Here is a 25,731-nt window from a genome sequence, read left to right on the forward strand (position 1 = left end):
CGTTAGCCCCCTTGTTCGCGTTGGGGAAATGCGACGCGTGCGGTAAATCCGCTATCCCTGCCTATGGCCGGTGAGCGCAGCTCAAGCGTTCCCCCGACCTGCTGCAGGATGGTGTCGACGATGGCCAATCCGAGGCCTGAGCCGTCCGACGTCGCGTCGCCGCGCTCGAAGCGCCTGACCAGCATGCCAAGCCGTTCCGGACTGACGATCGGACCCTCGCTCGATATGTCCAGCACGTTCTCACCGATCGTCACGGTGATCGGGCCGCCGGTCGAACCGTGTTTGACGGCATTCTCGATCAGGTTACGCATGACGATACCCAAGGCATCCAGATCGAGCGCCCCGGCCAGATGAGCTTTCGGCCGCCGGACGACGATCAAACGGGCGCCCAGAGTGCGCGCCGCGTCGCCCAGGGTTAGATCGACCGCAGGTATCAGGTCGATCGGCGAAGGAAGTCGCGCGACGCCGGACTCGGCCCGCGACAGGGCGAGGAGCTTGGAGGCAAGAGCCGAAAGGCGATGGAGAGTGCCTTCGACATTGCGGGCGCGAGCTTGGGCAGGATGCCCATCCAGCTCCTCGACCAGGCGCTGGGTTTGCGCGAGACTACCGGCAATCGGCGTGCGCAGCTCATGGGCACTGTTCGCCGCCAGGGCACGTTCGGCTTCGAAGGCCGCACGCAGGCGCAGCAGCAGCCCGTCAATGGCCCGGATCATCGGCTTGAGTTCGGTCGGTGCGTCCGGCATGCCGACGAGTTCGAGGTTGGCGACGTCCCGCCGCCCGACCTCCTCGCCAAGCAGGCGGAGGGGTGCGAGGCCGCGGTCGACGGCATACCGGATGCCGAATATGGACGCCGGAATGAGCAGCAGAAGCGGTATCAGCAGGGCGGCAACGCTGCCCCAAAGGGCCGTGTTGCGACGATCCTCGGACTCGGCCACCTGAATGAAGAGGCCGGAGCGGGCATCGCCGGTGGTGTAGATACGCCAGGGCGGTGCAGTCACAAATCCTTCCGCGAGGGGCGCCGCAAAGGGCTGCGTGGGCGCGTCGTGTGAGCGCATCAGGACGTGTGTCGGCGAACGAACCTGATAGACGACATACTCGCCGCGTCCGGACTCCAGCATTGGCTCGTGATAGCCCTCGGCATCGCGGTCACCATCGCCGTCATCCGTGAGTCCATCGACCGCGAGAGGTAGGAGGCGTTCCGCGGTTTCGCGGAGCCCACCGTCGAGTGTGCGCTGCAGCGCATCCTGCACGAGCAGGATCGTGACCAGACTCCCGATGAGCCACAGAGCGGTGGCGCCTATGGTCAGGGTCACCACAAGTCGGCGCGTGATGCTGGTAGTGCTCACTGCGGCGCCAGCCGGTAGCCGAGGCCACGCACGGTGTGGATTACGCCGGCATCCAGCTTCTTGCGCAGGCGGCTGACGTAGACCTCGACGGCGTTGCTTTCGATCTCATCACCGAACCCGAACAGCGCCTCCTCGAGTTGCATGCGGGACACCAGTGTTCCGGGGTGTTGCGCCAGGCGCTCCAGAACCGCCCATTCCCGGGCGCTCAGGTCCAGCTTCCGGCCATTGACGGTCGCCAGCTTGTGCGGCGGATCGAGTTCCAGCGGCCCCACCACGATCAGCGGGTTGGGATTGCCGGCATAGCGACGGCCGACAGCGCCGACCCGGGCGAGCAACTCCCCGAGATCGAAAGGCTTCACCAGATAGTCGTCGGCGCCCGCGTTCAGGCCTTCGATCCGCATGGTGAGCTGGTCCATCGCGGTGACGATGATAACCGGCGTGGTGTCGCCCCGGCGCCGCAACCGCTTGAGGAACTCCATGCCCCTGCCGTCGGGCAAGTTCAGGTCGAGGAGCATCGCGTCATAGGCGACGGCGAGCTGGGCGGCGTCGGCATCGTCCAGTCTACGGGTCCAATCGGCGGCGTGGCCGTGCGCGACCAGGTGATCCCGTATCGCCTGACCCAGCATTTCGTCGTCCTCGACCAGCAGCAGGCGCACCAATTGCTCCCAAAAACTTGCTCAGTGCCAGCTTCGCCTTACACGGACCTTACGACGGCCGAGCCTGATCGTCAGCGGGCTGTAAGCGGGGGAGGCCAGTTTCGCCCTGCCGGCATCGAGCTGGCTCCCATGCAAAGGACGAACCACGATGAACTCGAAACTGATCGCTACACTGGCCCTTGCACTCGTGATCGCCAGCCCGGCGCTCGCCGCCGATACCTGCAACGTGCCAGCCGACAAGGCTCAGCCCAAGGACACCCTCAAGGCCCAGCTCGAAAAGGACGGCTGGACCGTCAAGCAGATCAAGGACGACCAAGGCTGCTACGAGGTCTACGCCAGCAAGCCGGACGGCACCCGGATGGAGAAGCTGTTCGACCCCGCTACGCTCGAGATGCTCGATGTCGAAGCTGACTGACAAGGTCACCGTGTGGGACCCGCTGGTGCGGGTCTTGCACTGGGCGCTGGCTGGCAGCATCGCGGTGGCGTGGTTCACTTCGGGCCATCCAAAGGGCCTGCATCAGTGGGCCGGCTACACCGCCGGCGCACTGATCGCCATCCGGCTGGTCTGGGGCTTCCTCGGCCCCGGCCACGCCCGCTTCACCAGCTTCGTGCGGCATCCGCGCACCGTGCTCAACTACCTTGGCGATATCTGGCGAGGCCGGGAGCGCCGGCACCTGGGACACAACCCGGCTGGTGGCGCGATGATCATCGCCCTCATGACTGCAGTCTCTGCGCAGGTGACGATAGGCTGGCTCCAGACCACTGACATGTTCTGGGGTGTCGAGTGGATCGAGGAACTGCATAGCGCTCTCGCCAAGGCGATCCTTCTGTTGATCGGCCTGCACCTGATCGGCGTACTGGTGGCGAGCATCCGCCATCGCGAGAACCTGCCGGCGGCGATGATCACCGGGTTGAAGCGCAGCGCTGAGGGTGACGACTTGAGCTAGTGTCGAAGCTATGAAGGTTGTTCATTCGAGGAGGTGCTGAGACGCTGGAGTTGCGAAGCCAACCAACCTTCAACGGAGCCCCTCGAAATCGACCCGGACAGGTTAGAGCTCGACGGTGAGGAGGACCAAGAGGAGGAGAGCGTTCAACTCCAACAGCTGTTCTTCAGCCTGGACGGGATGTCGGGGCGGATGGGGACGGCTTCGTAGTCTGGGTCGTCGACGTCGATGGGGAGACAGTGTTCATTCGAGCAAGCGAGCGGGTAGCCGGCGGCCGTCCTAGGCAACGGCCGCGATCCAATCCCGGCGCCGCCAGCCGCAGCGCCTGCGGCTCGAGGAGGGCACGAATATAGTATAGTGCTCGGCGGGCCGAACGCCCACCTCCGAAAGGAACCTCGAGGACATGAAGTGCGGTGAGCTTCGATGGAGCTCCGTTGAAGGTTGGTTGGTGTCGCAACCCCAGCTTCTCAGTCCCTCTCCGAATGAACAACCTAGCAACGACACCTAGATCAGCATCACGTAGCGTGAGTGACGCTCGACCAGCGTCGCCACATAGCTGGTCCGGGAGCCGCCGATGAGATCGCCTTCCCAGTGGCCGGGAACGGCTCGATCTTCGACGCTGGCGGGTCGTTCGCTGATCGAGACGGCGTCCTTGATCTGACCTTGGCCGCTTGCTTCATGCTGGCATGCCGGGAACGGGAGGATCGTCCGCCTCGCCCTAAAATGCTCCAGCAGTTCCTTTTTGAGCACTTCGCGGCCCTGACATGCCTGAGTGTTTCGGTAGCGGAGGTCCGCTACCGCCAATCCCCCCGACGAACAATTCCTATGCGCGTTCGGGTGTAGGAGAGGCAAACGGTCAGCTGGCTCAGCGCTCGCCTGCAGCAGAACTCGCTACCGCCACAGGACCGCGTTCGGGCCCTGTACAGGCCTCGTCAAGAGGCGGCTTCTCCTATGCGTTCGTTTATCCACGCCGTACGAATGGTCAGTACATGCGAGCATGCCCTCTGGTGCGACCGGAGGGTCTTAGTAGCGAGCGAACGCCGCGAGTGCTGCGACGGGGGACGCACCGACCATTGCATCGGCGAGCATTTGCGCCGTTGTCGGTCCGAGGGTGAACCCCTGGTGGCCGTGGCCGAAATTGAACCAGAGACCCTGGTGCCTGGACGCGGGACCGATCACTGGGAGCATTTCAGGCATGCAGGGGCGGGCGCCGCGCCAAGGTTGAGACTCAACCGCTTCGCCAAGCGGGAACAGCGTCTTGGCGACCATGGTCGCGTGCCGAATCTGCCGGAGATTGGAATTTGCGTCGAGGCGGTTGAGTTCCGCGCCGGTGAGCACCCTCACGCCGCGGTTCATCGGTGAGATCACCGTGGCATTCGCCACATCCATGAATGGCTGCAACGGCTCGGCTTCGCCCGCAAGATGCAAGTGATACCCTCGCTTCAGTACCATGGGAATTCGGTATCCGAGCGGCGCCAGGAACTGCGGCGTCCACGGGCCGAGCGCGACGACGACGTCGGGCGCATCGTGGGTTCCCGCCGAGGTCTGGACAGTCCAGCCGCCCCCTGATCGTGCGAGCGACTGGGCGTTTGCCGTTTCGATGCAGCCGCCTCGTTCAATGAACAGGCGGGCATACCGCGACACCAGTTCGCCCGGGTCGCGACAGCTCCAGGGGCTGGTAAAATGAATGGCGCCCGTCATCGGCACGCGCAGCGTCGGCTCGGCCTTCGCCAGCCCGGCGGCATCGAGTGCGATGGACGGCACTCCGAATGCACGGTTCTCCGCATCGGCCTCAGCCACCGCCGCTTCGAGGGAAGCGGCATCGCGATAGGCCTGGATGAAGCCGCGCCGCGCGATCAAGTCATCGGCGCTGGCCGCGGTGATCAGGCGGGCGTGGTCGTCGGTGGCGCGGAGGATCATTCGGGCGTATTCGGGAACGATCCGCCGGTAGTTGGGCGGCAGGCTGTGCCAGAAGTAGCCGAGGACGGGGGCGAGCCAGGAGGGCATGCCTCTGAGGTTCCAGGCGACGTCATGCGCGCGTCCGGCGGCGATCCTCAGCAGCCGGTCGAACGCCAGCGGGATGGCGTAGGGCGCAACGGCCTCGGCCTGGATGATCCCGGCATTGCCGTAGCTCGTTTCCTGACCGGGTCGCCGGCGATCGAGCAGGAGCACGTTGCGGCCGCGCTCCTGCAAGGCGAGGGCGGTTGCGACGCCCACCATGCCGCCGCCAATGACGATGCTATCCATTTTGGACCAGGATGCGCATGTCCGCGAATGTCTCCAGCAGTACGTCGCGTGCGTCCTCGACATCGAGGCGTCCGCGCTCTCCGATCAACACGAGGCGGCAGGCCTTATGAAGGCGGGCCAGCGGTTCCATCGTGGCGCGCCGGCCGACGAGATTGAAGCTGAAGCTGCCGTCGCGATCCAAAAGGTTGACGATGCCCTTGGCGCGAACGAGCTGCGGCGCCAGCCTGCCGATACAGGCCTGGAAGCGCTCGGCGCCGACTGCGCCCATCCACTCCCATTCGAGCGAGACGAACCGGTCGGCGGTCACTTTGGGTCGGTCGGCAGGCGCCGGGTGCGCGCTCGCCTGGGCCACCAGCAGGTCGAAGGCCCCCGGCTCGGAGGCGTCGAAGATCAGCGCCTTGTTGTAGGACGCGAGGCGTGCCCGCAGCGCGAGGGTATCGCTCGCACCGGATTTGGCGAGGCCGATGAAATCGGCGGCCTGCACCTGCGCGGTCCAGAGGGGGTCGTCGAGTCGCCCGGGCGCGTCGGTGATATCGGGCACATCGACGATGGTGACGACGGCGTCGAGCCGGACGGCTTCCCGCAGCACCGGATCCATCAGTGTTTCGATGATCCCTCGCGGGTCGGCCACGCCGCTCGCCTCGATAAGGATATGGCCGATGTCGCCCCGCTTGACGACCTGGCGGAGCGTGCGCAGGAGGTCGCCCTGCAGTGAGCAGCAGATGCAGCCGTTCTTCAGTCCTACGACGGTGTCGGCAGTATCGGCGATCAGGTCGGCGTCGATGTTGATCGAGCCGAAATCGTTCACGATCGCCGCGAGCTTCACACCCGCCGCGTCGCGGAGGGCGCGATTGATGAACGTGGTCTTGCCGGCCCCCAGGAAGCCGGTGACCAGCGTAACCGGGATGCTCACGCGTCGCCCCGGCGGATTGGGCGCCCCGGCGCGGCGGCTTCGATGAGTTGGCGGTCGGCGATGACCGGCGTGCCGTTGACCAGCACGTGGACCATGCCGTCGGACGGCCGGTTCATCTCTGAGAAGGTGGCCCGGTCGACGAGCGTACCCAGGTCGAACACCACGATGTCGGCATCGCTACCCACCTGCAGCCGGCCCTTGCGCCTGAAGGCGGGGGCAGCCGACTCAATGATCTGGGCCGGGATCAGCGTGCACTTGGCGATGGCGTCGATGAGCGGCAGGGCCTGGCGATCCAGCGCCCAGCGCTTCAGGAAGCGTACGAAGGTGCCGGACGAGCGCGGGTGGGCCGTCTTGTCGGCGGCCAGAGGCCATTCCGTGCCATGGTAGAGCGAGCCGTCGGCATTGCTCCACGGCATCGCGTCGGAGGCGATCGCGGAGTTGGGGAACAGCACCGAGACATCGAGCAGGTCACGGTGGCGGTCATTGTGCTCAGTGTCGAGAAAGTGCCACAGCACGAGAGCGGTCGGCTGCTTCTCGCGCTCGGTGACATATTCGGCCCTGTCGCTCATGCGGTGATGGGTCGCGACCAGTTCGATGTCCGAATAGGAGCCGCCGGTACGGTTCGGGAAGGCCGGGTCGGCGAAGAAGGCGGCGCCGAGGAAGGTGGAGCCAGTGCCGTAGGGATAGGCCTCGGTGGTGACCTTCAGCCCCGCCGCCTGTGCCTTGGCAATGAGCTGGGCGGATCGCTCGATATCCTGCAGGCTGGTCGAGTTGAGGTGGCAGATATGCATGTGTGCCCCGGTAGCGGCGGCCAGGCCGATCAGGTTCACATAGGCCTCGACCGAGCTCCTGGGGTCGATGTTCGACATTTGCGCCACATGGGTATAGGTCGGCACGTCGCTCGCTGCGGCAAGGTCGCAGATGAGACTCATCTCCTTGGTGCCGGCGCCGGGGGCGTAGGCGTAGGGAATGCCGATGCCGAGGCCGCCTTCCTCGATGCCCTGCTTGGTCATGGCGACGATGCGTTCAGCCTGTTCGGGGGTGGCGGCGTCCTGGGACCATCGGGAATCTTCGCTGTTGCGGCTCATGGCGCTGACGGCCGGATCACCGCCCACGAGTTCGACGCCGGCTATGACGTTCTTGCGGGCCATCACCCAGGCGGCGGCGGTGCCGTAGTTGAGGACGCGAGGCACCCGGGCCTGTGCCTCATACCAGGGCGCCACCGGCAGCACGCCGACTTCGAGTTCGAGCGCGGTGGTGACGCCGTCGAAGGCCTGCATGCGGTCGGCGGGCACGGACTGGCCATGGGCGTGGAGATCGAGGAAGCCCGGCGCAACGACGAGGCCGACGGCATCGATCGTCCGACGCGCCTCCCCCAGACTCTGGCCGATCGCGGCAATGCGCCCGTTCTTGATCGCCACGTCGGCAATGCCGTCATGGCCGGTTTCGGGGTCGATGACGCGGCCGCCTGTGATGAGGACGTCGAACATGAAACTTAGTCCCGAAAATGTTGTCGGACGTCCTGGCGCGCGAGGCGCCAGGTCTTGGGTGGAATGAGGACAGGCGGTGCCGGTCAGTTGGTCAGTTCATGGAACAGCGCCTGGCCGAGGCCGCCCATGAAGGTGGCGATGGCGTTGTCGGCGAGGAAGGACTGGTCGTCGCCGTACACGAACGCGGCCATCACCAGCGTCTGGCCGTTGGCGTCGACGATGATGGTGTCGGCGCGGAAACCAGGGAAGAAACCGGTCTTGCCGGCGACGGCCAGGTCGGTCTCCGTGCCGAGGTCTCGGGCATAGGGGTTGGCGGGCAGGTATCGCGGCAGCAGGTCGAGGTAGTGCTGGCGGGACATGATATCCTTTATCGCCGCCGACGCCTTCGGGCTGATCAGCCTGCCCTTGGCGATGCCTTCGAGCAGGATGGCGAAATCGGCGACGGTGCTCTCGGCGAGGTTGCGCACCTCGTTGCCGATGGCGCCGAAGTCGATCCTCGTTTTCAGCGTGGTGCTGGAAAGGCCCAGCTCGGCCATCGTTGCATTGATGAAGTCAATGCCTACACGGTCGGCGATGATGTTGGTGGCGGTGTTGTCGGAGAGGACGATCATGAGCGTCGCGACGTCCCGCAGCGACAAGGTGAGCCCTCCGGTGAGATGCTTCAGCACACCCGAACCACCAATCTGGTCGATGGGCTGCATCGTGATCATTTCGTTCAGGTCGATCTCGCCGCGCTCGGCCTTGTCGTAGAGCGCCACCAGCATCGGCAGCTTTATGCAACTGGCGGTGGGCATCAGCTTGCGGGGCGCGAACGCAATGGTCTTGCCGGTGCCGAGGTTCTTTCCGATGAACGACAGCGGGTGAGGGTAGCGCTCGGCGATGGCGGTGGACTGGGACATGAACTCGGCTCTTGGGGGAGGGGAGGTGGGAGGCGGTCGGGTCCAGCCGCCTCCCGGGAGATCAAAGGTCAGAGACCTTCGATCTTGGCGTATTTCTGCAGGATGCCCGTATCGGCGAGGTAGCGGTTCTCTTCGACCAGGGGTGGGAGCAGGATGGCAGTGCCTGCAGCGTCGTAGAACTTGTCGACGTCGGCCTTGGTGATGACAGCCTGCGGCGACTTGGTCAGCGCGGGCGGAGTGACGCTTTGGGTGATGGCGATGCCCATCGCAACGAGATAGACGCCCCAGTTGGCAATGAAGATGGAACCTTCTGCCACCCACTGTGGATTCTCGCGTAGTTCCTTGAGCGCTGCGATCGAGCCGCCGAGGCCACCGATCAAGGTCTTTTCGCCACGGCCGGATTCCTGCACGGCGCGCCACGCGCCCACTGCGCTATCGTCGTTGACGGTGAACAGCAGCAGGTTGCGGTCGGCCGGGATGGTCTGCAGCACGTTCTTGACGCTGGTGTAGCTGTCCTCCAGCGTGGCCTTGCCGTCCACCTGCACGCCGGCCGGCGAGATCACGGTGGTGGTGGCGCTGATCGCCTCGGGGTCAACCTGCGGGAAGCCCATCAGCTCCGCGGCGCGGACATAGAAATAGCGCACGCAGTCGTTCACTTCGACGCCCGAGGCCGACGCTTGGACGATCAGCACGGTAGTGTCGTCGGCGGTCCAGCCCTTCTCCTTGGCGAAACCGACGACCGTGTCGGCCGCTTCGATGCCGAGGTCCTTGTTGACGAGGTTGAACCAATGGCCACCCGGCACCGGCACGTTGATTGCCACGAACGGGATGTTGGCCTGCTCGAAGGTTCGACGCAACGCCGGCCCGATGCCTTCCACCGCGTTGTACTCGAAGATGACGTCCGGCTGCTCCTGCACCATCAGGCGCGCGTTGTTGGTAGCGGTGACGCCATCGAACTTGTTGTCGTAGCGCGAAACCGTGATGCCGGCCTTCTGGGCCACATCGACGAAACCGTCCCCCAACTGCTTGAACAGTTCACCCGCCTCGGTGACGTTGGCGAAGGCGAATTTCAACGGTTTGTCCTGCGCGAACGCGGCAAGGATGGGCGCCGTGAGTGCGGTGCCGCCGAGCGCGGCGGCCGCGGCAAGGATGTGGCGCCGCGTCGCCATCACTGTGTTGCGGTCGTAGGTCTTGGTCATTCGGTGTATCCCCTTGGAGTCGAAGCCGTTCTTGGTCAGGTAGTCTCGCGGCCCAGTACTTCCCGCAGCCGGGCAAAGCCGACGCCCATGAGCAGGATGAGTCCGGTGGCGATCTGCTGGTAGAAGGCCGGCACCTGCAGCAGGGCCATGCCATTGGCGACGGTGCCGAGGATGAGGACGCCGATCAGCGTGCCGGCAATGCCGCCGACGCCGCCCGAGAGCGAAGCGCCGCCGAGCACGACGGCCGCGATCGAGGAGAGTGCCGCGTCGGAGCCAACAGTGGCCGAACCGGCCAGCAACTGGCTCGCGACGACGATGCCGGCCACCGCGGCGAGCGCACCACAAAACAGGTAGACACCGATGGTCACGAGGTCCACGCGGATGCCGGCGAGGCGACTCGCCTCGGCATTGCCGCCGACCGCGTAGATCATGCGGCCGAAGATCGAGAAGCGCAGCAATGCTGCGGTGGCAATGGCGATGCCTACGAAAAGCAGCACGTACCACGCGACGCCCGGCATGAAGTGCTCGGCGAGGATGCCGGCGTCGTAGTTAGCGAACGGCAGGGTGACGCCATTCGACACGGTGTAGGCAACCCCACCCGCGATTGACATTGTGCCCAGGGTCACGATCAGCGGGTTGATCTTGATCTTGGTGATGATCAGTCCATTGATCAGCCCGACCGCAGAGCCAGCCAGCACCACGACGAGCATCGCCACCGGGATAGGCACACCGGCGTTGATCAGCACCGCGTAGACCACGGCGCCGAGCGGCAGCGTTCCGGCCACCGACAAGTCGAACCCGCCCGAGATCACGGCAAGAGACTGGCCCATCGCTACAATGCCGATCACCGCCACGTTGGTCAGGATGTTGGTGGCGTTGCTGTAGGTGAAGAAATACGGGCTCGCGAAAGCGAAAAAGACCAGTACCACCAGGTAGAAAGTGCCGATCCCGAACACCTGTAGCAGAATGCGTGTGAGCTGCTGGCGACGGATCGCGGCGTCGATCTCCGGCTTGCCGGCCGGGGCGGTCGCGCTGGTGGGCGTGTCAGTCAATGCTTGTCTCCTGCAGCCAGGGTGGCAGCCGATTGCTGGGTCTTGTCCGTGCCGGTGAGCTCGCCCACGATGCGGCCTTCGCGCACCACGATCAGCCGATCGCAGAGGTCCACGGCCTCCTCGATGTCGGAGGTGACGACGAGGGTCGGACAGCCGCCGCGGGCGATGCCCCGAAGGAAGGTGTGTATCTGGCCGCGCGCGCCGACATCGACGCCACGCGTCGGCTCGTGCAGCACGAGGAAGCGCGGCTTGGTGGCGACGCGGGAGGCAAGCAAAATCTTCTGCTGGTTGCCTCCCGACAGTTGCCCGACCGCTTGGTCAAGGGCGCTGAAGCGCACATCGAAGCGTTTCGCCAGGTCCGCGGCAAGGTTGCGCTCGCGGCGAGAGTAGAGGATGCCGAAGCGGCTCAGTGACTTCATCACCTGCATCACCAGGTTTTCCTGGATCGAGCGCTTCAAGACGAGGCCCTCGCGTTTGCGCTCGGCCGGCACGTGGGCGATGCCGAGCCGACGGGCGGCGATCGGATTGCGCGGGATATCGGTGCGTGCGCCGAACAGCGTCATTGCGCCGCTGATGTCGGGACGCACCCCACCAAAACCCTCGGCGACTAGGTCCGCACCCGAGCCCCGCAGGCCGTAAATTCCAAGGACCTCGTCGGGTGCCAACGAGAAGCTGACCCCGGCGAGGCTGGGCAGGCCGCTGCGGTTCCAGTTGTCGACTTGAACGGCAATGGGAGCGTCGGCAGCCGTGCTTGGGGGCGCGGCGCCGACGCGAGGCGCGCGATCGTGACCCAGCATGTGGACGATCAGCTGCGCGTGGGTCGTTTCCTGGGTAACGAGATCGGCGACTTTGCGGCCGTTCCGCAGTACTACCACGCGATGGCTGAAGTCGTAGACCTCGTCCATGCGATGCGAGACATAGATGATGCCCACGCCATCGCGGTTCAGTCGCTCGACGATTGCGAAGAGCCGCCGGCTCTCGTCTTGGCTTAGCGCCGCAGTGGGCTCGTCGAGCACGATGATCCGGGCATCGCGGGTGATCGCCTTGACGATCTCGACCAATTGCCGCTCAGCGAGTCGCAGCCGCGTCATCGGGCGCGAGAGATCGCCCAGATCGATGCCGACTTTCTGCGCTGCCTCCAGCGCGGCGGCTTTGACCCGGCCGGCGGTAAGGAATCCGGCAGTACTCTGCCAGCGGTTGAGCATGATATTGTCGGCGACCGACATCGCCGGCACATAGGCCAGTTCCTGCGGGATCAGCGCGATGCCCTTGGCCAGCGCGTCGCGCGGCGCATGGAACGCCACGGCCACGCCGGCAATTTGCATCTCGCCATCGTGATCAGGCTGCACGACGCCGGTGATGATCTTGGAGAGGGTGGACTTGCCAGCGCCGTTTTCGCCAAGCAGCGCGATGGTCTCGCCAACGGCGAGGTCGAGATCGATACCGGTCAGGACGGTGGTGAAGCCGTAGGTTTTGCCGATATTGCGCAGCCGCAGCAGCGGTGTCGTCATCCCGTCCGTCATCGTCTCATGGCTCGAATTTAAGCAATGTATGCACATGCGAATTGTTTGATCGATGGCAACCAAAAGCGTATGTTGTTGACTCAGAGTCAACGATCGAGGCCGCTGTGCAACTTGACGAACGACAGCTGAAATACGTCTATAGCGTGGTCGCGGGGCATGGCGTACGGGATGCCGCCGAGCAGCTAGGGGTAGATCCTTCCGCTGTCAGCCGGACCATCGCCGGAGCCGAGCGAATCCTCGGAATGACATTGTTCCAGCGGCACGGGCGCTCCATGGAGCCGACCGAGGCAGCCCGAATGCTGCACGACTACTACCGTGAGACGCTGCTGCAGCATGCCGACCTCCAATCCAAGCTCGATGACCTGCGCGGCATCCGATCGGGTTCGATCGGGTTGGCAGTGAGCGAGGGTTTTATTGAGGATCTCTTCGATGGGCCGCTCGACGAATTCCGCCAGCGCTACCCGGCGGTGCGAATTGAGCTGATGCACGCGTCGGTCGATGAGATTTCGCGACAAGTGGCGGAGAGCGCTGTCGATCTGGGAGTGACCTACAACGCCGCGCCACACGAAGGCGTGGTCGTCGTCGCAAGCCGACCGATGCCGATCGACCTCATTGTCCCCGCGGGCCATCCGCTGGCCAAGCTCCGGCGACCCGTGACGATTGACGAGCTGCTCAGCCTGCCGTTGGCGTTGGCGTTGGTGTCGAGTGGCTATGGTCTACGTCGCGCAGTGGAAGTTTTCGAGTTCACGCACCGCGCTCATCTCAAACCGGTGTTCACGACCAACGGCCTCGCCGCACTTAGGGGTTTCGTGGCCCACGGCCATGGAGCAACGCTGCTTTCCCACGAGACCATGCGGCGGGAGATCGAGGCTGGCCTCGTGGCGGCACTCGAGATCGACGACGTGGTGTTCCGTCGGGCCCAGGCGCAGTTGCTGGCGCGCAAAGGCCGACGCCTGTCACCTGCGAGCGCGGAAATGGTAAAGCTGGTGGCAACCGGTCTTTCGATGACGCTCGGATGACCGTACGGCTGCTTCCAGCGAACCGTCCTGATGAGAGGGGCTGCGCTCAGGATGAGTGCCTTGTTCTGCCTCGCCTTTCAAGCAACTCGCTGACTACCTGCGACGCGGCTTCAGCTTGCGCATGTCGCCGATCGAGGGTGGTGCCCCCGGGCTTGTCGTCCCGGCCGCAATCCACGGTTGGAGGTAAGAGGTTGCGGTCGCGGCGAGACGGGCCCTGCAGTCCGATCTCCCGCCCCACATTGTACCAGTCAAAGTACCAGCAGATTCGCAACTGGCGTCCCTGCCGGCCCGAAAGGCCCGGAAACTGGGGGTTTTGACGGTAATTGGCGGAAAGTCCCTCCGTTCCGCCATTCGTCCGTTCCTTTCGCGATCCGCAATGCACTGCTGCCGGACACGCCTCGAAGCTGGCAGCACCCTTGAGGTCTTGTGGCTAGCCTCCAAAATGCTAGTCGAAGATTAGCTTGTCGATCCAGGCCATCTGCTCAGCACTGGGGATGGGCGTCCCGTAGGTGTGGCGGACATGGCGGCCACGCGAGCCGGTCTTCTTGTCGCGACCTTTGGTGGCATCGTCTGGCTCGTGCCCCATGAACTTGTCGCGGATCTCGTAGGGCATGACGACCGCGTCACATGCCTCGGCGAACGAGTGGCGCGCCGAGTAGCCGACATAGTGCGGATCCTCGATCACCTCATCCACCTGCCGGTTGATGCGTTTTGATGCGGCTCCAGGGCGCTTGCCATACTTGTTGGGCTGCTCATCCGGAAACAGCAGCGCCAGAGGACCATCCTCCGGCGTCGTTTCTCGACCAACTCCAAGATCCCTTCATCCAGAATGGATCCGTGGAGTGGAAGCACCCTGCGCCCGGCCTCGGTCTTGATCTCCAGCTGCCTGCGGCGCGCCGCATTGTCTGGATCGCCGTCGTCGTGGTGCAGCAGATCGATGCACATGCGGCCATGATGCATTCGGAAGTCAGCTACCGACAGAGATGTTGCCTCCTCGAGCCGCAAACCCACCTTGCGCCTTAACGGAAACCACCAGCGGTCGATCGACCCGTGCGGCTTGCCCAGCGTGATCGCCTTGAGGGTCAAGATGTGTTCCGGTTTGAACGGCATGCGCTTTTCGCTGTTCAGCAGAGCGTCACCATCGTCCCACTCCTGGAGCGACTTGATGTCCGCAGCCGGATTCACGGCGAGAACCTTCTCCTCCGACACGAGGTAATCAAAGAAGCCGCTGACAGCAGAAAGATACTTTGCATTGACCGTGGTCGCTGAGATCACCTCGTACGGCTCTTTGCGCTTCTTGTTCATTTCGGCGGCCAGCCTCAAATCGTGGTGTTGAACCGGGTGACCGCATTGCAGGGCACATGTCGAGGGTGTTGCGATAGTCCCTGATTACCGATGCGTCGCATTCGTAAACCTGCTTGTCCGCGCAGAAGATCAAGAACGACTCGAGCTTGCTGACAATCTCGTCGAAGTGCTTGTTGCCCTTCAGTTCCTTGTGCTTTTTCGTCAGGTACGCCGGAAGGGCCTCACAGAGCACTCGGCGTGCGCCGGGGGGCGACTTGCGACTCACGGATACCAACTTCAATTGCGTTGCGAATGACCTCCGCAAGGTCGGGCACCGCTGGTGCTACCGGACCAGATGTCACCGGGACTGCCAAGGGCGCGCGTAACGGGAGTTCGTCGTACAATAGGCTGCCAGCGGCATTGTCTGATGACAGGACCGTGTCCTGTTTCACGAGGCGATCGATCAGAAACTGATACTTCGCGCGATTTCCTGCCTGCCGACCGTCCCGATCGAAGTCGTCGATTACAGTGTCAAGGATGTGCGTGAGGGCGAGCCGGACGTCCGGGCCCAGCCCGGCGCATCGCAGCACCTCAAACGCATCCTCGACCACGCGAAACAACAACCACGCCCTTCGCCTTGCCAGCGCCGGTCGCCGGTACGCTGCGAACGACGGATGTCCGAACATCCAAGGCAGGCGGTCAGGTCGGAAGGAATCGCCTTCCTGAACCAGAAGACCGGTCCGCGCCTCGTCACGAAGGGTGTGGTGAAAGCTAGCAAGGCACAAACGCTCCTGTTGCTGTGACGGAATCCGACATCAGATTCGGATTCTACCTTAGCAATATCTAGGAGTTAGAGGTGGCGGAGAGAAAGGGATTCGAACCCTTGAGACGGTTCCCCGCCTACACACTTTCCAGGCGTGCGCCTTCGACCACTCGGCCATCTCTCCGCTAGCAGCGGCCGGGCTTGGGCCCGGAGGTCTGCGCGTCCGGCGGAACCCCGCCAGAGCGGGCGCAATATACTCATCGAAGGCCGGACCGCAAGGCCGAACTGGGCGACTTGTCGAGCGCAGCGCGGACATGGCACAACGGGCGGCGAATGAGACTGCGGGCGCCTGGGACTCGCAGCGATGGAATGCGGGCTTCGGATGCGGCTCTTTCTGCGGATTCTGGGCACCTGGCTACTCGGCGTGGCGCTGATCCTGCTGATCATGGACGGCACGCGCTCGCTCGGCGCCAACCGGCTGGTCTTCACTTCGCTCGAGGCGAACTGGAGCTGGCTGCATCCGGCGAGCCTCGAGGTGGTGCGCGAGTTCCTGTCGACGCGGTTCTTCGGGGTGGTACTCGAGCCGGTGACGGAAGCGATTCTCGCTTTCCCCGGCTGGGCGGTCCTCGCCGTGCCGGGTGCGCTGCTGGCGTGGATGGGGCGGTCGCGCAAGACGCGGCTCTTCGTCCGTCACGATCAGATCTAGACCATGACCATACATGACCGCGACAGCTTCAGCGCTTTCGTCACCGGCCTGCCCGGCGTGACGCTTCACGAACAGTGGGAGGCACTCGTCGCCAAGGTGGGCGGCAAGGTCTTCTGCCTGCTCGGCGATACGAACGGCGGCATCGTCTTCAAGGTCGGCGAGATCGCCTTCGACGGGCTGACCGAGATGGACGGCATCGGCCAGGCCGCCTATTTCGCCAAGCGCCAGTGGTGAGCGTTGAGCCCGGCGCCCTGCCGGTCGACCTGCTGCAAGGTTACATCGGCGAGTCGCATCGGCTGATTGCAAGCAAGCTGACGCGAAAAGTCAGGTTTGAACTCGGTCTCTGACAGCGTTGACTTGCGGCGCTACTGCTCCTTAACTCTCGATCACCATCGAGAAGGGGGCGAATATGGTTGCCGGGCTGCTTTATCTGGTCGGCTTGATTGCGACTTTGGTGACGATTGTCATGGTCGGGGCGAGCGCTCCGGCGATCGTGCAGAACGTCAGCGCTGTCCTTGCCGCGGCTGATCCCGACTATATCGGCCTCCTCGTCGACACGGCGCGCAGCCTCAACTGGGCGCTCGCGCCCTTTGTCGGCGGGCTGGTGCTGATGGCACTGGCGCGGATCGTGATGCTGCTGGGCTCGATCGATCGCGCCCTGCGCGGCAGCGCCTGAAACGACAACGGGCGGCCCCAGGGCCGCCCGCTGCTTCTTCTAGGGGTATCCGCGGGCTGGCGATCAGGCGCGCGGCTGCGGCACGATGCGCAGGTACGGCTTCAGCGTCTTCCAGCCCTCGGGGTACTTCTCGCGCGCCGCCTCGTCGGAGACGGCCGGAACGATGATCACGTCCTCGCCGCTCTTCCAGTTCACCGGGGTGGCGACCTGGTGCTTGGCAGTGAGCTGCAGGCTGTCGACGACGCGCAGGATCTCGTCGAAGTTGCGGCCGGTCGAGGCAGGATACTCGATCTTGAGCTTCACCTTCTTGTCCGGCCCGATGACGAACAGCGAGCGCACCGTGAGGCTGTCATTGGCGTTCGGGTGGATCATGTCGTACTTGGTCGCGACTTCGCGATCGGTGTCGGCGATCAGCGGGAAGTTGAGCGTCGCGCCCTGCGTCTCGGCGATGTCCGCGGCCCAGCCGGCATGGTTCTCGAGCTTGTCGACGCTGAGGCCGAGCACCTTGACGCCGCGCTTGTCGAACTCGGGCTTGAGCTTGGCGGTGTAGCCGAGCTCGGTGGTGCACACCGGCGTGAAGTTCTTGGGGTGCGAGAACAGCACCGCCCAGCTGCCATCGATATGGTCGTGGAAACGGATACGGCCTTCGGTGGTCTCGGCCTCGAAATCGGGGGCGGTATCGCCGATGAGAATTGCCATAGATGAACTCCTTGTTGCGGTCGTTGCCGCTTTTGCGCGTTCAGGCCGCGCCCAGCGCTGGAATATCGGACGGGCGTCCGACGATTGCGACGGTGAGTGGTGGAATGTTTTTATGTTTTGCCGTCAAGGCGAAACATTCGCTTCCCGCGGGACGGCTGCCGGCGGCAAATCCCGGACGAGGGGCCTAGAGGGCGCCGATGAGCAGGCCGCGCTCGAGCGCTACGACATAGGCTATCGGGCTCAGCGCTAGGGCCAGCGACAGGCCCTGGCTCAGCCGGGCGACGCGCGCGATGAGGAACACCACGACGATCAGCAGGACGCTGGCGAACAGCACGGCCACCTCATGCTGCAGCAACTGGTACGCATTGGTCATGGCGAGGCCTCCCTGGCGCCTTGGCCGGCGCATCTCCCGAAGCCTGAGGGGCGCCGATTGCCGGGGGCTTGTCGCGATCGATCGGCTTTGATGCGAACTTTACTAGATGCTGCCGCCTTCCGACCCTGAGGCGGGGGCCGGAGCGGGAGTGGCAGGAGCGACGGGCTGCTGGACTCCCTTGGGCGCGCCGTTGGTCCAGGTGACGTCGACGCCGTTGAGCGGTACGACCGAGAGCGACATCTTGCCCGAGCCCTGCTGCAGTTCGCGCGCATGGGCGAGGTAGACCAGCGCATTGTTCTCGGCGTCGTAGACGCGCGAGACGCGCAGGCTCTTCCAGATCAGCGAGCGGGCCTGCTGGAAGATCTCCTCGCCGCCGCGGTTGGTGTTGATCTTGCCGATGGTGATCGGCCCCGACGCGGTGCAGTCGACCGCCGAATAGGACGGGTCCTCGAACCAGTTGCCCTGTTGCAGCCGGTCGAACAGCGAGCGGTTGAAATAGGCGACGTGGCAGATGACGCCCTTGACCTGCGGATCGGCGACCGCCTCGACCGAGATGTCGTTGCCGGTCCAGTCGACACCGACGCTGCCGACATTGGTGCCGTTATTGTTGCCGCACGCCGCGAGCACACCGGTAAGGACGAGGGCAGTGCCGAGATAGGCGAGGCGCTTCAGCATCGTGGGCAGACCTGGGGTTCGGGTTGCGATTGGCGCTGATGTGGGAACGGCCGGACCGGCACGCAACTACTGCCGATCGGATTGTTTCAGGCGCTGTTCAAGCCAGCGCACCAGCAGGGACAGCGAGATCGTCATGGTGAGGTAGAGGAACGCGACCACGTTGTAAGTCTCGAAGAACTTGAACGTTCCCGACGAGTAGACCTTGCCGAGCTGGGTGATGTCCTGGACGCCCAGCGCCGAAACGAGCGCGGAGTCCTTGATCATCGAGACGAAGTCGTTGCCGAGCGGCGGCAGGATGGTGCGCAGCGCCTGCGGGGCGACGATGAAACGGAAGGTGTGCCACCGCGACAGGCCGAGCGCCCGGGCCGCTTCGATCTGGCCGCGATCCACCGCCTCGATGCCGGCGCGGAAGATCTCGGCGATGAAGGCCGAGTAGCAGACGGTGAGCGCGACGATGGCGCGCCAGGTGAAATCGAAATCGCGCACCGTGACGGCTGCGAGCCAGCCGGCGTCGATGAACGGCGTCAGCAGCCAGTTGACCGCCGCGACCATGGCCGGCGCGCCGACGAAGGCGACGTAGAACAGCGCCACGAGGATCGGGATGCCGCGGATGATCTCGACATAGAAGGTGGCGATCTGGACGAGCCAGGGATTGCCCGAGGTCCTCGCGATGGCGACGACGAGGCCGAGGAGCCCGGCAAGCGCGAAGGCGACGAAGGTGACCCACAGCGTCATCGCGATGCCGCGCTGCAGGGTGATGAAGATCTCGTTGTAGCCCTCGTCGGCGACGATGGCCCAGAGCGTGAACACGCCGATGAGCGCGATGGCGAGCAGCCACCACGGGAAGCGGGCGAAGGCGTTGGTGCGGGACGAGGGCGGCATCAGGCTAGGGGGACGCGCAGGCTGCCCGCGCGTCCCGATCAGATGACTACGAGTTCTGCTGGCCGTACTCGAAGAACCACTTCTTGATCAGGGCATCCAGCGTCCCGTCCGTCCGCATCTGGTCGAGCGCGGCATTGAACGGCGCGACGAGGTCGGAACCAGGCGTCAGGATGAAGCCGAGCGGCTCGGACTTGATCGGTTCGCCCACCTGCTTGAAGGCACCCGGATCTGCGCCGATATAGCCCGCCGCCGCCGACTGGTCGGCGATCACGGCATCGACGTCACCCGACTTGAGCGCTGCGACCGAGGCGCCGAAGGTGTCGAACAGCTTCACCCGCGGATTGGCCTCGTCGCCGTCGAGCACATCGTAGATGGCGGTGTAGAAGGCCGAGGTGCCGGGCTGGGCGCCGAACAGGAGGCTCGTGTCGTCCTTGAAGCTTTCGACCCCGGTGATGCGGGCTTCGTCGGCGCGCACGAGGAAATACTGCTCGACGGTGATGAAGGGCTGCGTGAAGTCGATCTGCTGCTCGCGCTCTTCGTTGATGGTGATGCCGTCGGCGCCGATGTCGTACTGGCCGGTGCGGACCGCCTCGATCATCACGTCCCAGGCGCTGAGGCCCCACTCGACCTTGGCGTTGAGGCGCTTTGCCGCCTCGTTGATCACGTCGTACTCGAGCCCGATGCCTTCACCCGACTTGGGGTCGGCGAAGTTGAGCGGATAATAGGCATTCTCCGTCACCGCCCTGATGGTGCGGCCGCCGAGGTCCGGCAGCGCCTGGGCGTGGGCGGGAAGTGCAAGGCCGAGCGCCAGTACCGGCGCGGCGAGAAGGGTCAGCATGGATTTCATGAGGCGGCAATCTCCCGGAGTGCATCCGCCGGTCCAAATCCCCTGCCGGCGCGGCGGGACCTTATCCGCTAACCTCTCGCGCCCTCAACCGGATTGTTGGAAACGTCCTTGCCCGGCGGTGGCCTGGTCAGGAATGGCCGTGCCGCGCCGCCGGTCCGCGCGGATGGTCGATGTGCCCGAGGTCGCGGTCCGGATCGATGCGGTCGCGCACCAGTTGCTTGATCTGCTTGGCGTCGGGGAAGCCGCCATCGCGCCTGCGCTCCCAGACGAGCGCACTATCGAGGTGGATCTCGAAGATGCCGCCGGTGCCCGGAATGAGGCTGACCTCGCCCATCTCGAGGCTGAAGGTCGAGAGCACTTCCTGGGCCAGCCACGCCGAACGGAGGAGCCAGTTGCACTGCGTGCAGTAGGTGATGGTGAGACGGGGCTTGTCGGTCATATCTGCGGGTCGGACCAGGAAGAAAAGACGTTGCTGGGAAGCACGAGCACATCTTCCTCCGCTTCGGAGCCCCGCTGCTTGAGCTCGACGAGCTGCGCCGTGGTGGCGTTGACGCGCTGGGCGAGCAGCCGGGCGATCTGCAGCAGCCAGGCCGGATGTGCCGCGAGCACCTTGAGTGCATCGTCGATGACGTAGAGTTGCACGTCCGAGACGGCACGAACCGTGGCGGAGTGCCCGCGCTCGAGCAGCACGCTCATCTCGCCGAATATGGCGCCGGACTGCTTGATCGAGGCGACGAACTTGCCGTCCCTCAGTACCTCCACCTCGCCCTCCTTCAGCACCATGATGCTGCCATTGGCCTGGTTGCCCTGCGTGATGAGCTCGGCACCTGCCGGAAAGTAGTCGAACCTCAGCCAGTCCTGATCCACGATGACACCTCGCCCCCGATTGCGGGGCTGATGGTAGCGGAGGATGTGGCGGATGCGAAGCGGGTCGCAAGGGGGCCGCAAAGGGGCCGCCCGGACGGGGGAGGGTCCGGGCGGCTGGACCGGCGGTCGAGGGCGCTTCCGCCGACTGGGGACGCACCACGAACGCTTGAGGCTGCCTGCCGTTCCACTAATGTCGTTCGCGACTCGCGTGGGGGGATGATTTGACTATCGATGTGGCCGGCGCCGGTCAGCGGCCGCGGTATCAGTTGCTCGACATCCTGCGCGGGGTCGCGATCCTCGCCATGATCGTCTTCCACGTGGCCTGGGACCTCTACTATTTCGGCTATTCGTCGGTCGACCCGACGAGCGACCTGGGCTGGGTGATCTTCCAGAAGTCGATCCTTTCGAGCTTCCTGCTGCTGGTGGGGGCGGGGCTCTACCTCGCCCATGGGCGAGGCATCCGCTGGCGGAAGTTCTGGCGCCGCTTCGCCCTGATCGTCGCCGGTGCCGTGCTGGTGACGGCCGGCACCTACTGGATGTTCCCCGACTTCTTCGTGTTCTTCGGCGTGCTGCACGCGATCGCGCTGTTCTCGCTGATGGGCCTCGCCTTCCTGCGCCTGCCTCCGCTGCTTGTCGCCGCGATCGGCGCGGCGGTGATCGCGGCGAACTTCCTGTGGAGCGATCCGGCCTTCTCGAGCCGCGAGCTCGGCTGGATCGGCTTCTGGACCAGCTCGCCGCCGACCAGCGACGTGGTCCCGATCTTTCCGTGGTTCGGCGTCGTGCTGCTCGGCATCGCCGGCATGAGGTTGCTCCTCGCCTCGCCGCTGGAGCCGAGACTGGCGGCGTTCTCGAGCAATGAGCCGCTCGCCCGGGGGCTCGCCTTCGCGGGGCGCTGGAGCCTGCTCATCTATCTCGTCCATCAGCCGGTGATCATTGCCGTGCTGTGGGGGGTGAGCCAGGTCCAGCCGGCGGTGGTAAGCCCGCCGGTTGCCTCCGTGTCGGAGAGCTTCCTGCAGAGCTGCAACCAGAGCTGCGAGGCGACCGGCTCGGCGCCGGGCCGCTGCGAGCGCTACTGCCAGTGCGCCATCGAACAGGTCGAGAAGGACGGCATGTGGGACATCGTCATCGCGACCGACCCGACTGCCGAGCAGCTCGCCCGGATGAACCAGGTCGCGAACCTCTGCACCGCCATGGTGGATACGCCGCCGGGTCCCTGACGGCGCACCCCCTGGTCGATGACCTAGGCGGTCTTGTCGCCTTCATCGCGGACCAGCGTCGGTCCCTTGGCCCGCCGCTGCGCGATGATCTCGCCCAGTTGCTGTGGCGCTTCGGCCTCCCGGTGCCCTCCGAACCCGAGCCGCATCGCCGAGAGCATCTTCTCGGCGAAGTTGTGATCCTGCCGCGAGCGGAAGCGGGTGAAGAGGGCGGCGGTCAGCACTTCGGCCGGCACGGCTTCCTCGACTGCGGCTTCGACCGTCCAGCGACCTTCGCCGGAATCGGCGACATAGCCGGTGAAGTGCGCGAGCTCGGGATCCTTGGCGAGGGCCGCCGCGCTGAGGTCGAGCAGCCACGACGTCACCACCGAGCCGCGCCGCCAGACTTCGGCGATGTCGGCGATGTTGAGGTCGAACCGCTGGTCGATGGGCAGGCTGTCGCTGTTCTTGCTCGCGAGGATATCGAAGCCCTCGGCATAGGCCTGCATCAGGCCGTACTCGATGCCGTTGTGGATCATCTTGACGAAATGGCCGGCGCCCGCCGGACCGGCATGGATGTAGCCCTGCTCGACGCGCCGGTCGTGGCTTGTGCGGCCGGGGGTCACGGGAATGTTGCCCCGGCCCGGTGCGAGGGCGGCAAAGATCGGGTCGAGATGGTCGACCGCATCCTTGTCGCCGCCGATCATCAGGCAATAGCCGCGCTCGAGCCCCCAGACGCCGCCCGACGTGCCGACATCGACATAGCGGATGCCGGACTTGGCGAACTCTGCGGCGCGGCGGATGTCGTCCTTGTAGTAGGAGTTGCCGCCGTCGATCAGGATGTCCCCTGCCGCGAGGCACGAGGCGAGATGCGCCAGCATGCCCTCGGTGATCTTGCCGGCCGGCAGCATCACCCAGATGGCGCGGGGGTGTTCGGTCAGGGCGTCGGCGAGGGATTCGAGTGTCTCGGCGGGATGGGCGCCCTGCTGGCCCAAGGCGTTCCGCACGTTGGTGTCGATGTCGTAGACGAAAACATCGTGTTTGGCCTGCATCAGCCGTTTGGCGATATTGCCGCCCATGCGGCCTAACCCGACAATGCCGATCTGCATTACGCTCTCCACACTTGTATCGACTGCCGCGGAGAGTGTTATACGCCACCCAACCAGGAGGGGTAATCCCCCGTCGCTAGAGGAGAAAATATGCGCGTTGTGATCACCGGCGGCGCCGGCAATCTGGGCACCAAGCTGAGGCAGCACCTCGAAGCCGCCGACTGGGTCGATTCGATCGTCGCCATCGACGTGAAGCCGTTCGAGGTCGGTGCGAAGTCGAGGGTCGTGATCGCCGACCTCGCCGATCCCAACGACGAGCGCTGGCGCCAGGAAGCGCAGGCCGCCGACGGGATCGTGCACTATGCCTCGGCCAATCCTGCGCCGAACTCGAGCTGGGCCGAGTCGGCCGCTTCGTTCGACATGACCGCCAACCTGCTCGAGCAGGCCGGCGGCGGCACGAAGCCCTGCCGCTTCATCTTCGCCTCGTCCAACCACGCCATGGGCGGCTACAAGGATGCGCCGCTGCCGGCCGACGGCAGGCTGCGCATGTCGACCCCGCACATCAGCGGCACCCGCTACTACGACGTCGATGGCTACAAGTGGGGCGCGGCCTACGGCGCCACCAAGGCACTCGGCGAGCGTGTATGCGCCGCTCGCGCGGCGGCCACCAACGGCCGCATTACTGCCGTCTCCACCCGCATCGGCTGGTGCCAGCGCGGCGAGAACCTCGCCCACACCATCGCCGGCAGCGGTGGCGGCGATCGCGGCGAGACCGACCCGGCCGTGATCGAGCGCAACGCGCTGTGGTACCGCAACATGTGGCTCTCCAACGGCGACCACAACCGGCTGATGGAAGCGGCGCTCCGCGCCGACGCCAGCAAGTGGCCGGCGCCGGCCATCGTCGTCTCCGGCATGTCGAACAATACCGGCATGGCCTGGGACCTCAGCGAGGCCAAGGCCTGGATCGGCTACGAGCCCAAGGACGATATCTGGGCGGATCTCAAGAAGGCCGGCCTCGCCTGATCGTTGTAGGTGTTGCCTTCGGCAACCCCGACCAGTATTGCGCATAGACTTGGACCGGCGCGCCAACGGGTGCGCCGGCGACATTCTTGGGGGAGACTGATCATGACCTTTGCCGACCTCTACGCGCGCCTGGTGGCCTGGATCGGAGCGGGCGCCATCCTGGCCCGCCAGTTCAACGAGCCCAAGCGTTCGCCGATCTATGGCGGGACCCCGGACATTCCCGAGGCGCGCCCTCAGTCCATCCCGACCCTGAAGATGCCGACGGCACGCGGCTGGTCCGGCGACAACACGCCGGTGGCCGCAGCGGGCCTCAAGGTCAACGCTTTCGCCAAGGGCCTCAACCACCCGCGCTGGATGCATGTGCTGCCCAATGGCGACGTGCTCGTCGCCGAGGCGCTGAGCGTGCCGGGCGGCATCAAGAACGCCTTCGACTATGCCATGTACACCACCATGCGGCGCGCTGCGGCGGTGGGCGAGAGCCCCAACCGCATCATCCTTCTGCGCGACGCCGATGGTGACGGCGTCGCCGAAACCCGGCACATCCTGCTCGAAGGGCTGAACCAGCCCTTCGGCATGCAGCTGATCGGCGAGACGCTCTATGTCGGCAATACCGACGGCGTCTACGCCTATCCGTTCAAGCCGGGCGAGACGCGGATCACCGCGCCGGGCAAGAAGCTGATGGACACCAAGCCGGGCGGCCACTGGACGCGCAGCCTCCTCGCCAGCGCCGACAAGACCAAGCTCTATGTCGGTGTCGGCTCGCTCTCCAACATCGCCGAGCATGGCTTCGAGGCCGAGGAGGGCCGCGCCTGCATTTACGAGCTCGACCTGACGACGGGCAAACACCGCATCTTCGCCGGCGGCCTGCGCAACCCCGTCGGCCTCGCCTTCGAGCCCACGACGAACGTGCTCTACACCGTGGTCAACGAACGCGACGGGATCGGCGACGAGACCCCGCCCGACTACCTGACCTCGGTCAAGGACGGCGGTTTCTACGGCTGGCCCTATTCCTACTGGGGCAAGATCGTCGACGATCGCGTGCCGCAGGACCCGGCCAAGGTTGCCTCGGCGACCGCGCCGGACTTCGCGTTGGGCGGCCACACCGCCTCGCTCGGCCTCTGCTGGCTGCCCGAAGGCACGCTGCCCGGCTTCCCCGACGGCATGGCCATCGGCCAGCACGGCTCGTGGAACCGCTCGACGCTCTCCGGCTACAAGCTGGCCTTCGTGCCCTTCTCGGGCGGCAAGCCGACGGGGACGCCGCGCGAAATCCTCACCGGGTTCCTGTCGCCCGACGAGAAGGACTCCTACGGCCGCCCCGTCGGCGTGGTGATCGGGCCGGATGGCTCGGTGCTGCTCGCCGACGACGTGGGCGATGTGATCTGGCGCGTCACGGGCGCCTGAGGCGT

At 65.2% G+C, this 25,731-nt stretch carries 30 protein-coding genes, 1 tRNA gene and 1 pseudogene; 9 read left to right on the plus strand and 23 right to left on the minus strand.

Annotated features, from left to right (window positions below; all coding sequences use genetic code 11):
- Window positions 1-2: 2 nt before the first annotated feature.
- Window positions 3-1,346 carry a sensor histidine kinase gene (locus PRN20_RS03395; RefSeq protein WP_273955645.1) on the minus strand — a complete coding sequence of 448 codons (1,344 nt, stop codon included), beginning with the start codon at window positions 1,344-1,346 and terminating at the stop codon, window positions 3-5.
- Window positions 1,343-2,002, minus strand: coding sequence for a response regulator transcription factor (locus tag PRN20_RS03400; protein ID WP_273955646.1), 660 nt, complete (start codon window positions 2,000-2,002; stop codon window positions 1,343-1,345). Before PRN20_RS03400 ends, PRN20_RS03395 begins: the two co-directional genes overlap by 4 nt.
- Before the next feature lie 148 nt (window positions 2,003-2,150).
- On the opposite strand from PRN20_RS03400, the gene PRN20_RS03405 reads away from it, so the two are divergent.
- Both PRN20_RS03405 and PRN20_RS03410 read left to right on the plus strand, forming a co-directional pair.
- Window positions 2,151-2,417 carry a PepSY domain-containing protein gene (locus tag PRN20_RS03405; protein WP_273955647.1) on the plus strand — a complete coding sequence of 89 codons (267 nt, stop codon included), beginning with the start codon at window positions 2,151-2,153 and terminating at the stop codon, window positions 2,415-2,417.
- Window positions 2,401-2,949 (plus strand): cytochrome b/b6 domain-containing protein, encoded by a 549-nt coding sequence (locus PRN20_RS03410; RefSeq protein ID WP_273955648.1) that lies wholly within the window; start codon window positions 2,401-2,403, stop codon window positions 2,947-2,949. The genes PRN20_RS03405 and PRN20_RS03410 overlap by 17 nt, the downstream gene beginning before the upstream one ends.
- A 504-nt stretch (window positions 2,950-3,453) precedes the next feature.
- On the opposite strand, the pseudogene PRN20_RS22830 reads toward PRN20_RS03410, so the two are convergent.
- The 8 genes and pseudogenes from PRN20_RS22830 to PRN20_RS03450 form a co-directional block, all read right to left on the minus strand.
- Window positions 3,454-3,708 (minus strand): annotated as a pseudogene (locus PRN20_RS22830) (transposase); the annotation flags it as partial.
- A 261-nt stretch (window positions 3,709-3,969) separates the two neighbouring features.
- Window positions 3,970-5,193, minus strand: a complete 1,224-nt coding sequence (locus tag PRN20_RS03420) for an NAD(P)/FAD-dependent oxidoreductase (protein WP_273955649.1) — start codon at window positions 5,191-5,193, stop codon at window positions 3,970-3,972.
- The gene (locus tag PRN20_RS03425; RefSeq protein WP_273955650.1) at window positions 5,186-6,106 is read right to left on the minus strand and encodes a CobW family GTP-binding protein; all 921 of its coding nucleotides are present in this window, start codon (window positions 6,104-6,106) and stop codon (window positions 5,186-5,188) included. The genes PRN20_RS03420 and PRN20_RS03425 overlap by 8 nt, the downstream gene beginning before the upstream one ends.
- Window positions 6,103-7,596, minus strand: coding sequence for an amidohydrolase family protein (locus tag PRN20_RS03430; protein ID WP_273955651.1), 1,494 nt, complete (start codon window positions 7,594-7,596; stop codon window positions 6,103-6,105). The genes PRN20_RS03425 and PRN20_RS03430 overlap by 4 nt, the downstream gene beginning before the upstream one ends.
- An 83-nt stretch (window positions 7,597-7,679) precedes the next feature.
- A complete protein-coding gene (locus PRN20_RS03435) occupies window positions 7,680-8,495 on the minus strand; it encodes a serine hydrolase (RefSeq protein WP_273955652.1) in 816 nt (271 codons plus the stop codon).
- Between the two features lie 68 nt (window positions 8,496-8,563).
- The gene (locus tag PRN20_RS03440; protein WP_273955653.1) at window positions 8,564-9,694 is read right to left on the minus strand and encodes a sugar ABC transporter substrate-binding protein; all 1,131 of its coding nucleotides are present in this window, start codon (window positions 9,692-9,694) and stop codon (window positions 8,564-8,566) included.
- 35 nt (window positions 9,695-9,729) lie between these two features.
- Window positions 9,730-10,746 carry an ABC transporter permease gene (locus PRN20_RS03445; RefSeq protein WP_273955654.1) on the minus strand — a complete coding sequence of 339 codons (1,017 nt, stop codon included), beginning with the start codon at window positions 10,744-10,746 and terminating at the stop codon, window positions 9,730-9,732.
- Complete coding sequence (locus PRN20_RS03450) at window positions 10,743-12,269, minus strand: sugar ABC transporter ATP-binding protein (RefSeq protein ID WP_273955656.1); 1,527 nt, start codon at window positions 12,267-12,269, stop codon at window positions 10,743-10,745. Before PRN20_RS03450 ends, PRN20_RS03445 begins: the two co-directional genes overlap by 4 nt.
- A gap of 104 nt (window positions 12,270-12,373) precedes the next feature.
- On the opposite strand from PRN20_RS03450, the gene PRN20_RS03455 reads away from it, so the two are divergent.
- Window positions 12,374-13,288 carry a LysR family transcriptional regulator gene (locus PRN20_RS03455; RefSeq protein ID WP_273955657.1) on the plus strand — a complete coding sequence of 305 codons (915 nt, stop codon included), beginning with the start codon at window positions 12,374-12,376 and terminating at the stop codon, window positions 13,286-13,288.
- A 445-nt stretch (window positions 13,289-13,733) separates the two neighbouring features.
- On the opposite strand, the gene PRN20_RS03460 is transcribed toward PRN20_RS03455, so the two are convergent.
- From PRN20_RS03460 to PRN20_RS03475, 5 genes are all read right to left on the minus strand, one after another.
- Window positions 13,734-13,973, minus strand: a complete 240-nt coding sequence (locus tag PRN20_RS03460; RefSeq protein ID WP_273955658.1) for a hypothetical protein — start codon at window positions 13,971-13,973, stop codon at window positions 13,734-13,736.
- Window positions 13,970-14,593: a hypothetical protein gene (locus PRN20_RS03465; RefSeq protein WP_273955659.1), complete on the minus strand. Its 624-nt coding sequence runs from the start codon at window positions 14,591-14,593 to the stop codon at window positions 13,970-13,972. Before PRN20_RS03465 ends, PRN20_RS03460 begins: the two co-directional genes overlap by 4 nt.
- A gap of 221 nt (window positions 14,594-14,814) precedes the next feature.
- Window positions 14,815-15,192, minus strand: coding sequence for a hypothetical protein (locus PRN20_RS03470; protein WP_273955660.1), 378 nt, complete (start codon window positions 15,190-15,192; stop codon window positions 14,815-14,817).
- Window positions 15,096-15,326, minus strand: a complete 231-nt coding sequence (locus tag PRN20_RS22835) for a DUF6538 domain-containing protein (protein ID WP_443112539.1) — start codon at window positions 15,324-15,326, stop codon at window positions 15,096-15,098. The genes PRN20_RS03470 and PRN20_RS22835 overlap by 97 nt, the downstream gene beginning before the upstream one ends.
- A 103-nt stretch (window positions 15,327-15,429) precedes the next feature.
- A tRNA-Ser gene (locus tag PRN20_RS03475) sits at window positions 15,430-15,519 on the minus strand.
- Between the two features lie 198 nt (window positions 15,520-15,717).
- Here PRN20_RS03475 and PRN20_RS03480 point away from each other — a divergent pair.
- The 3 genes from PRN20_RS03480 (at window position 15,718) to PRN20_RS03490 (ending at window position 16,717) form a co-directional block, all read left to right on the plus strand.
- On the plus strand, window positions 15,718-16,041 hold the full coding sequence (locus tag PRN20_RS03480) for a hypothetical protein (RefSeq protein ID WP_273955661.1): 324 nt from the start codon (window positions 15,718-15,720) through the stop codon (window positions 16,039-16,041).
- A 3-nt stretch (window positions 16,042-16,044) separates the two neighbouring features.
- A complete protein-coding gene (locus PRN20_RS03485) occupies window positions 16,045-16,275 on the plus strand; it encodes an MmcQ/YjbR family DNA-binding protein (RefSeq protein WP_273955662.1) in 231 nt (76 codons plus the stop codon).
- Between the two features lie 175 nt (window positions 16,276-16,450).
- Window positions 16,451-16,717, plus strand: coding sequence for a hypothetical protein (locus tag PRN20_RS03490; RefSeq protein WP_273955663.1), 267 nt, complete (start codon window positions 16,451-16,453; stop codon window positions 16,715-16,717).
- Window positions 16,718-16,780: 63 nt separating this feature from the next.
- Here PRN20_RS03490 and PRN20_RS03495 read toward each other — a convergent pair whose 3' ends face one another.
- The 7 genes from PRN20_RS03495 to PRN20_RS03525 form a co-directional block, all read right to left on the minus strand.
- A complete protein-coding gene (locus PRN20_RS03495; protein ID WP_273955664.1) occupies window positions 16,781-17,416 on the minus strand; it encodes a peroxiredoxin in 636 nt (211 codons plus the stop codon).
- A 184-nt stretch (window positions 17,417-17,600) separates the two neighbouring features.
- Entirely contained in the window at window positions 17,601-17,789 is a 189-nt protein-coding gene (locus tag PRN20_RS03500; protein WP_273955665.1) for a hypothetical protein, read from the minus strand.
- A 102-nt stretch (window positions 17,790-17,891) separates the two neighbouring features.
- Window positions 17,892-18,464, minus strand: coding sequence for a CreA family protein (locus PRN20_RS03505; protein ID WP_273955666.1), 573 nt, complete (start codon window positions 18,462-18,464; stop codon window positions 17,892-17,894).
- Window positions 18,465-18,530: 66 nt separating this feature from the next.
- Window positions 18,531-19,346 (minus strand): amino acid ABC transporter permease, encoded by an 816-nt coding sequence (locus tag PRN20_RS03510; protein ID WP_273955667.1) that lies wholly within the window; start codon window positions 19,344-19,346, stop codon window positions 18,531-18,533.
- Window positions 19,347-19,392: 46 nt separating this feature from the next.
- Complete coding sequence (locus tag PRN20_RS03515; protein WP_443112540.1) at window positions 19,393-20,184, minus strand: substrate-binding periplasmic protein; 792 nt, start codon at window positions 20,182-20,184, stop codon at window positions 19,393-19,395.
- 136 nt (window positions 20,185-20,320) lie between these two features.
- Window positions 20,321-20,632, minus strand: a complete 312-nt coding sequence (locus tag PRN20_RS03520) for a SelT/SelW/SelH family protein (protein ID WP_273955669.1) — start codon at window positions 20,630-20,632, stop codon at window positions 20,321-20,323.
- Window positions 20,629-21,060: a Crp/Fnr family transcriptional regulator gene (locus PRN20_RS03525; RefSeq protein WP_273955670.1), complete on the minus strand. Its 432-nt coding sequence runs from the start codon at window positions 21,058-21,060 to the stop codon at window positions 20,629-20,631. The genes PRN20_RS03520 and PRN20_RS03525 overlap by 4 nt, the downstream gene beginning before the upstream one ends.
- Before the next feature lie 221 nt (window positions 21,061-21,281).
- On the opposite strand from PRN20_RS03525, the gene PRN20_RS03530 reads away from it, so the two are divergent.
- Window positions 21,282-22,277, plus strand: coding sequence for a DUF1624 domain-containing protein (locus PRN20_RS03530; protein ID WP_273955671.1), 996 nt, complete (start codon window positions 21,282-21,284; stop codon window positions 22,275-22,277).
- A 23-nt stretch (window positions 22,278-22,300) separates the two neighbouring features.
- Here PRN20_RS03530 and gnd read toward each other — a convergent pair whose 3' ends face one another.
- Entirely contained in the window at window positions 22,301-23,362 is a 1,062-nt protein-coding gene (gene gnd, locus PRN20_RS03535) for a phosphogluconate dehydrogenase (NAD(+)-dependent, decarboxylating) (protein ID WP_273955672.1), read from the minus strand.
- Window positions 23,363-23,452: 90 nt separating this feature from the next.
- Between gnd and PRN20_RS03540 the strand changes: the two genes are divergently transcribed.
- Both PRN20_RS03540 and PRN20_RS03545 read left to right on the plus strand, forming a co-directional pair.
- Window positions 23,453-24,325 (plus strand): NAD-dependent epimerase/dehydratase family protein, encoded by an 873-nt coding sequence (locus PRN20_RS03540; protein ID WP_273955673.1) that lies wholly within the window; start codon window positions 23,453-23,455, stop codon window positions 24,323-24,325.
- Between the two features lie 102 nt (window positions 24,326-24,427).
- Entirely contained in the window at window positions 24,428-25,726 is a 1,299-nt protein-coding gene (locus PRN20_RS03545) for a PQQ-dependent sugar dehydrogenase (protein WP_273955674.1), read from the plus strand.
- Window positions 25,727-25,731 lie beyond the last annotated feature (5 nt).

The organism is Devosia sp. ZB163 (genome assembly GCF_028613635.1).
Lineage (GTDB): Bacteria > Pseudomonadota > Alphaproteobacteria > Rhizobiales > Devosiaceae > Devosia_A.

Excerpts from the sequence above, each read along its gene's own strand:
- PRN20_RS03405 (WP_273955647.1), top strand. The coding sequence starts at position 2,151 with ATGAACTCGAAACTGATCGCTACACTGGCCCTTGCACTCGTGATCGCC.
- PRN20_RS03410 (WP_273955648.1), top strand. The coding sequence starts at position 2,401 with ATGTCGAAGCTGACTGACAAGGTCACCGTGTGGGACCCGCTGGTGCGG.
- PRN20_RS03420 (WP_273955649.1), bottom strand. The coding sequence starts at position 5,193 with ATGGATAGCATCGTCATTGGCGGCGGCATGGTGGGCGTCGCAACCGCC.
- PRN20_RS03430 (WP_273955651.1), bottom strand. The coding sequence starts at position 7,596 with ATGTTCGACGTCCTCATCACAGGCGGCCGCGTCATCGACCCCGAAACC.
- PRN20_RS03435 (WP_273955652.1), bottom strand. The coding sequence starts at position 8,495 with ATGTCCCAGTCCACCGCCATCGCCGAGCGCTACCCTCACCCGCTGTCG.
- PRN20_RS03440 (WP_273955653.1), bottom strand. The coding sequence starts at position 9,694 with ATGACCAAGACCTACGACCGCAACACAGTGATGGCGACGCGGCGCCAC.
- PRN20_RS03450 (WP_273955656.1), bottom strand. The coding sequence starts at position 12,269 with ATGACGGACGGGATGACGACACCGCTGCTGCGGCTGCGCAATATCGGC.
- PRN20_RS03465 (WP_273955659.1), bottom strand. The coding sequence starts at position 14,593 with ATGAACAAGAAGCGCAAAGAGCCGTACGAGGTGATCTCAGCGACCACG.
- PRN20_RS03480 (WP_273955661.1), top strand. The coding sequence starts at position 15,718 with ATGCGGCTCTTTCTGCGGATTCTGGGCACCTGGCTACTCGGCGTGGCG.
- PRN20_RS03485 (WP_273955662.1), top strand. The coding sequence starts at position 16,045 with ATGACCATACATGACCGCGACAGCTTCAGCGCTTTCGTCACCGGCCTG.
- PRN20_RS03490 (WP_273955663.1), top strand. The coding sequence starts at position 16,451 with ATGGTTGCCGGGCTGCTTTATCTGGTCGGCTTGATTGCGACTTTGGTG.
- PRN20_RS03495 (WP_273955664.1), bottom strand. The coding sequence starts at position 17,416 with ATGGCAATTCTCATCGGCGATACCGCCCCCGATTTCGAGGCCGAGACC.
- PRN20_RS03500 (WP_273955665.1), bottom strand. The coding sequence starts at position 17,789 with ATGACCAATGCGTACCAGTTGCTGCAGCATGAGGTGGCCGTGCTGTTC.
- PRN20_RS03505 (WP_273955666.1), bottom strand. The coding sequence starts at position 18,464 with ATGCTGAAGCGCCTCGCCTATCTCGGCACTGCCCTCGTCCTTACCGGT.
- PRN20_RS03510 (WP_273955667.1), bottom strand. The coding sequence starts at position 19,346 with ATGCCGCCCTCGTCCCGCACCAACGCCTTCGCCCGCTTCCCGTGGTGG.
- PRN20_RS03515 (WP_443112540.1), bottom strand. The coding sequence starts at position 20,184 with ATGCTGACCCTTCTCGCCGCGCCGGTACTGGCGCTCGGCCTTGCACTT.
- PRN20_RS03520 (WP_273955669.1), bottom strand. The coding sequence starts at position 20,632 with ATGACCGACAAGCCCCGTCTCACCATCACCTACTGCACGCAGTGCAAC.
- gnd (WP_273955672.1), bottom strand. The coding sequence starts at position 23,362 with ATGCAGATCGGCATTGTCGGGTTAGGCCGCATGGGCGGCAATATCGCC.
- PRN20_RS03540 (WP_273955673.1), top strand. The coding sequence starts at position 23,453 with ATGCGCGTTGTGATCACCGGCGGCGCCGGCAATCTGGGCACCAAGCTG.
- PRN20_RS03545 (WP_273955674.1), top strand. The coding sequence starts at position 24,428 with ATGACCTTTGCCGACCTCTACGCGCGCCTGGTGGCCTGGATCGGAGCG.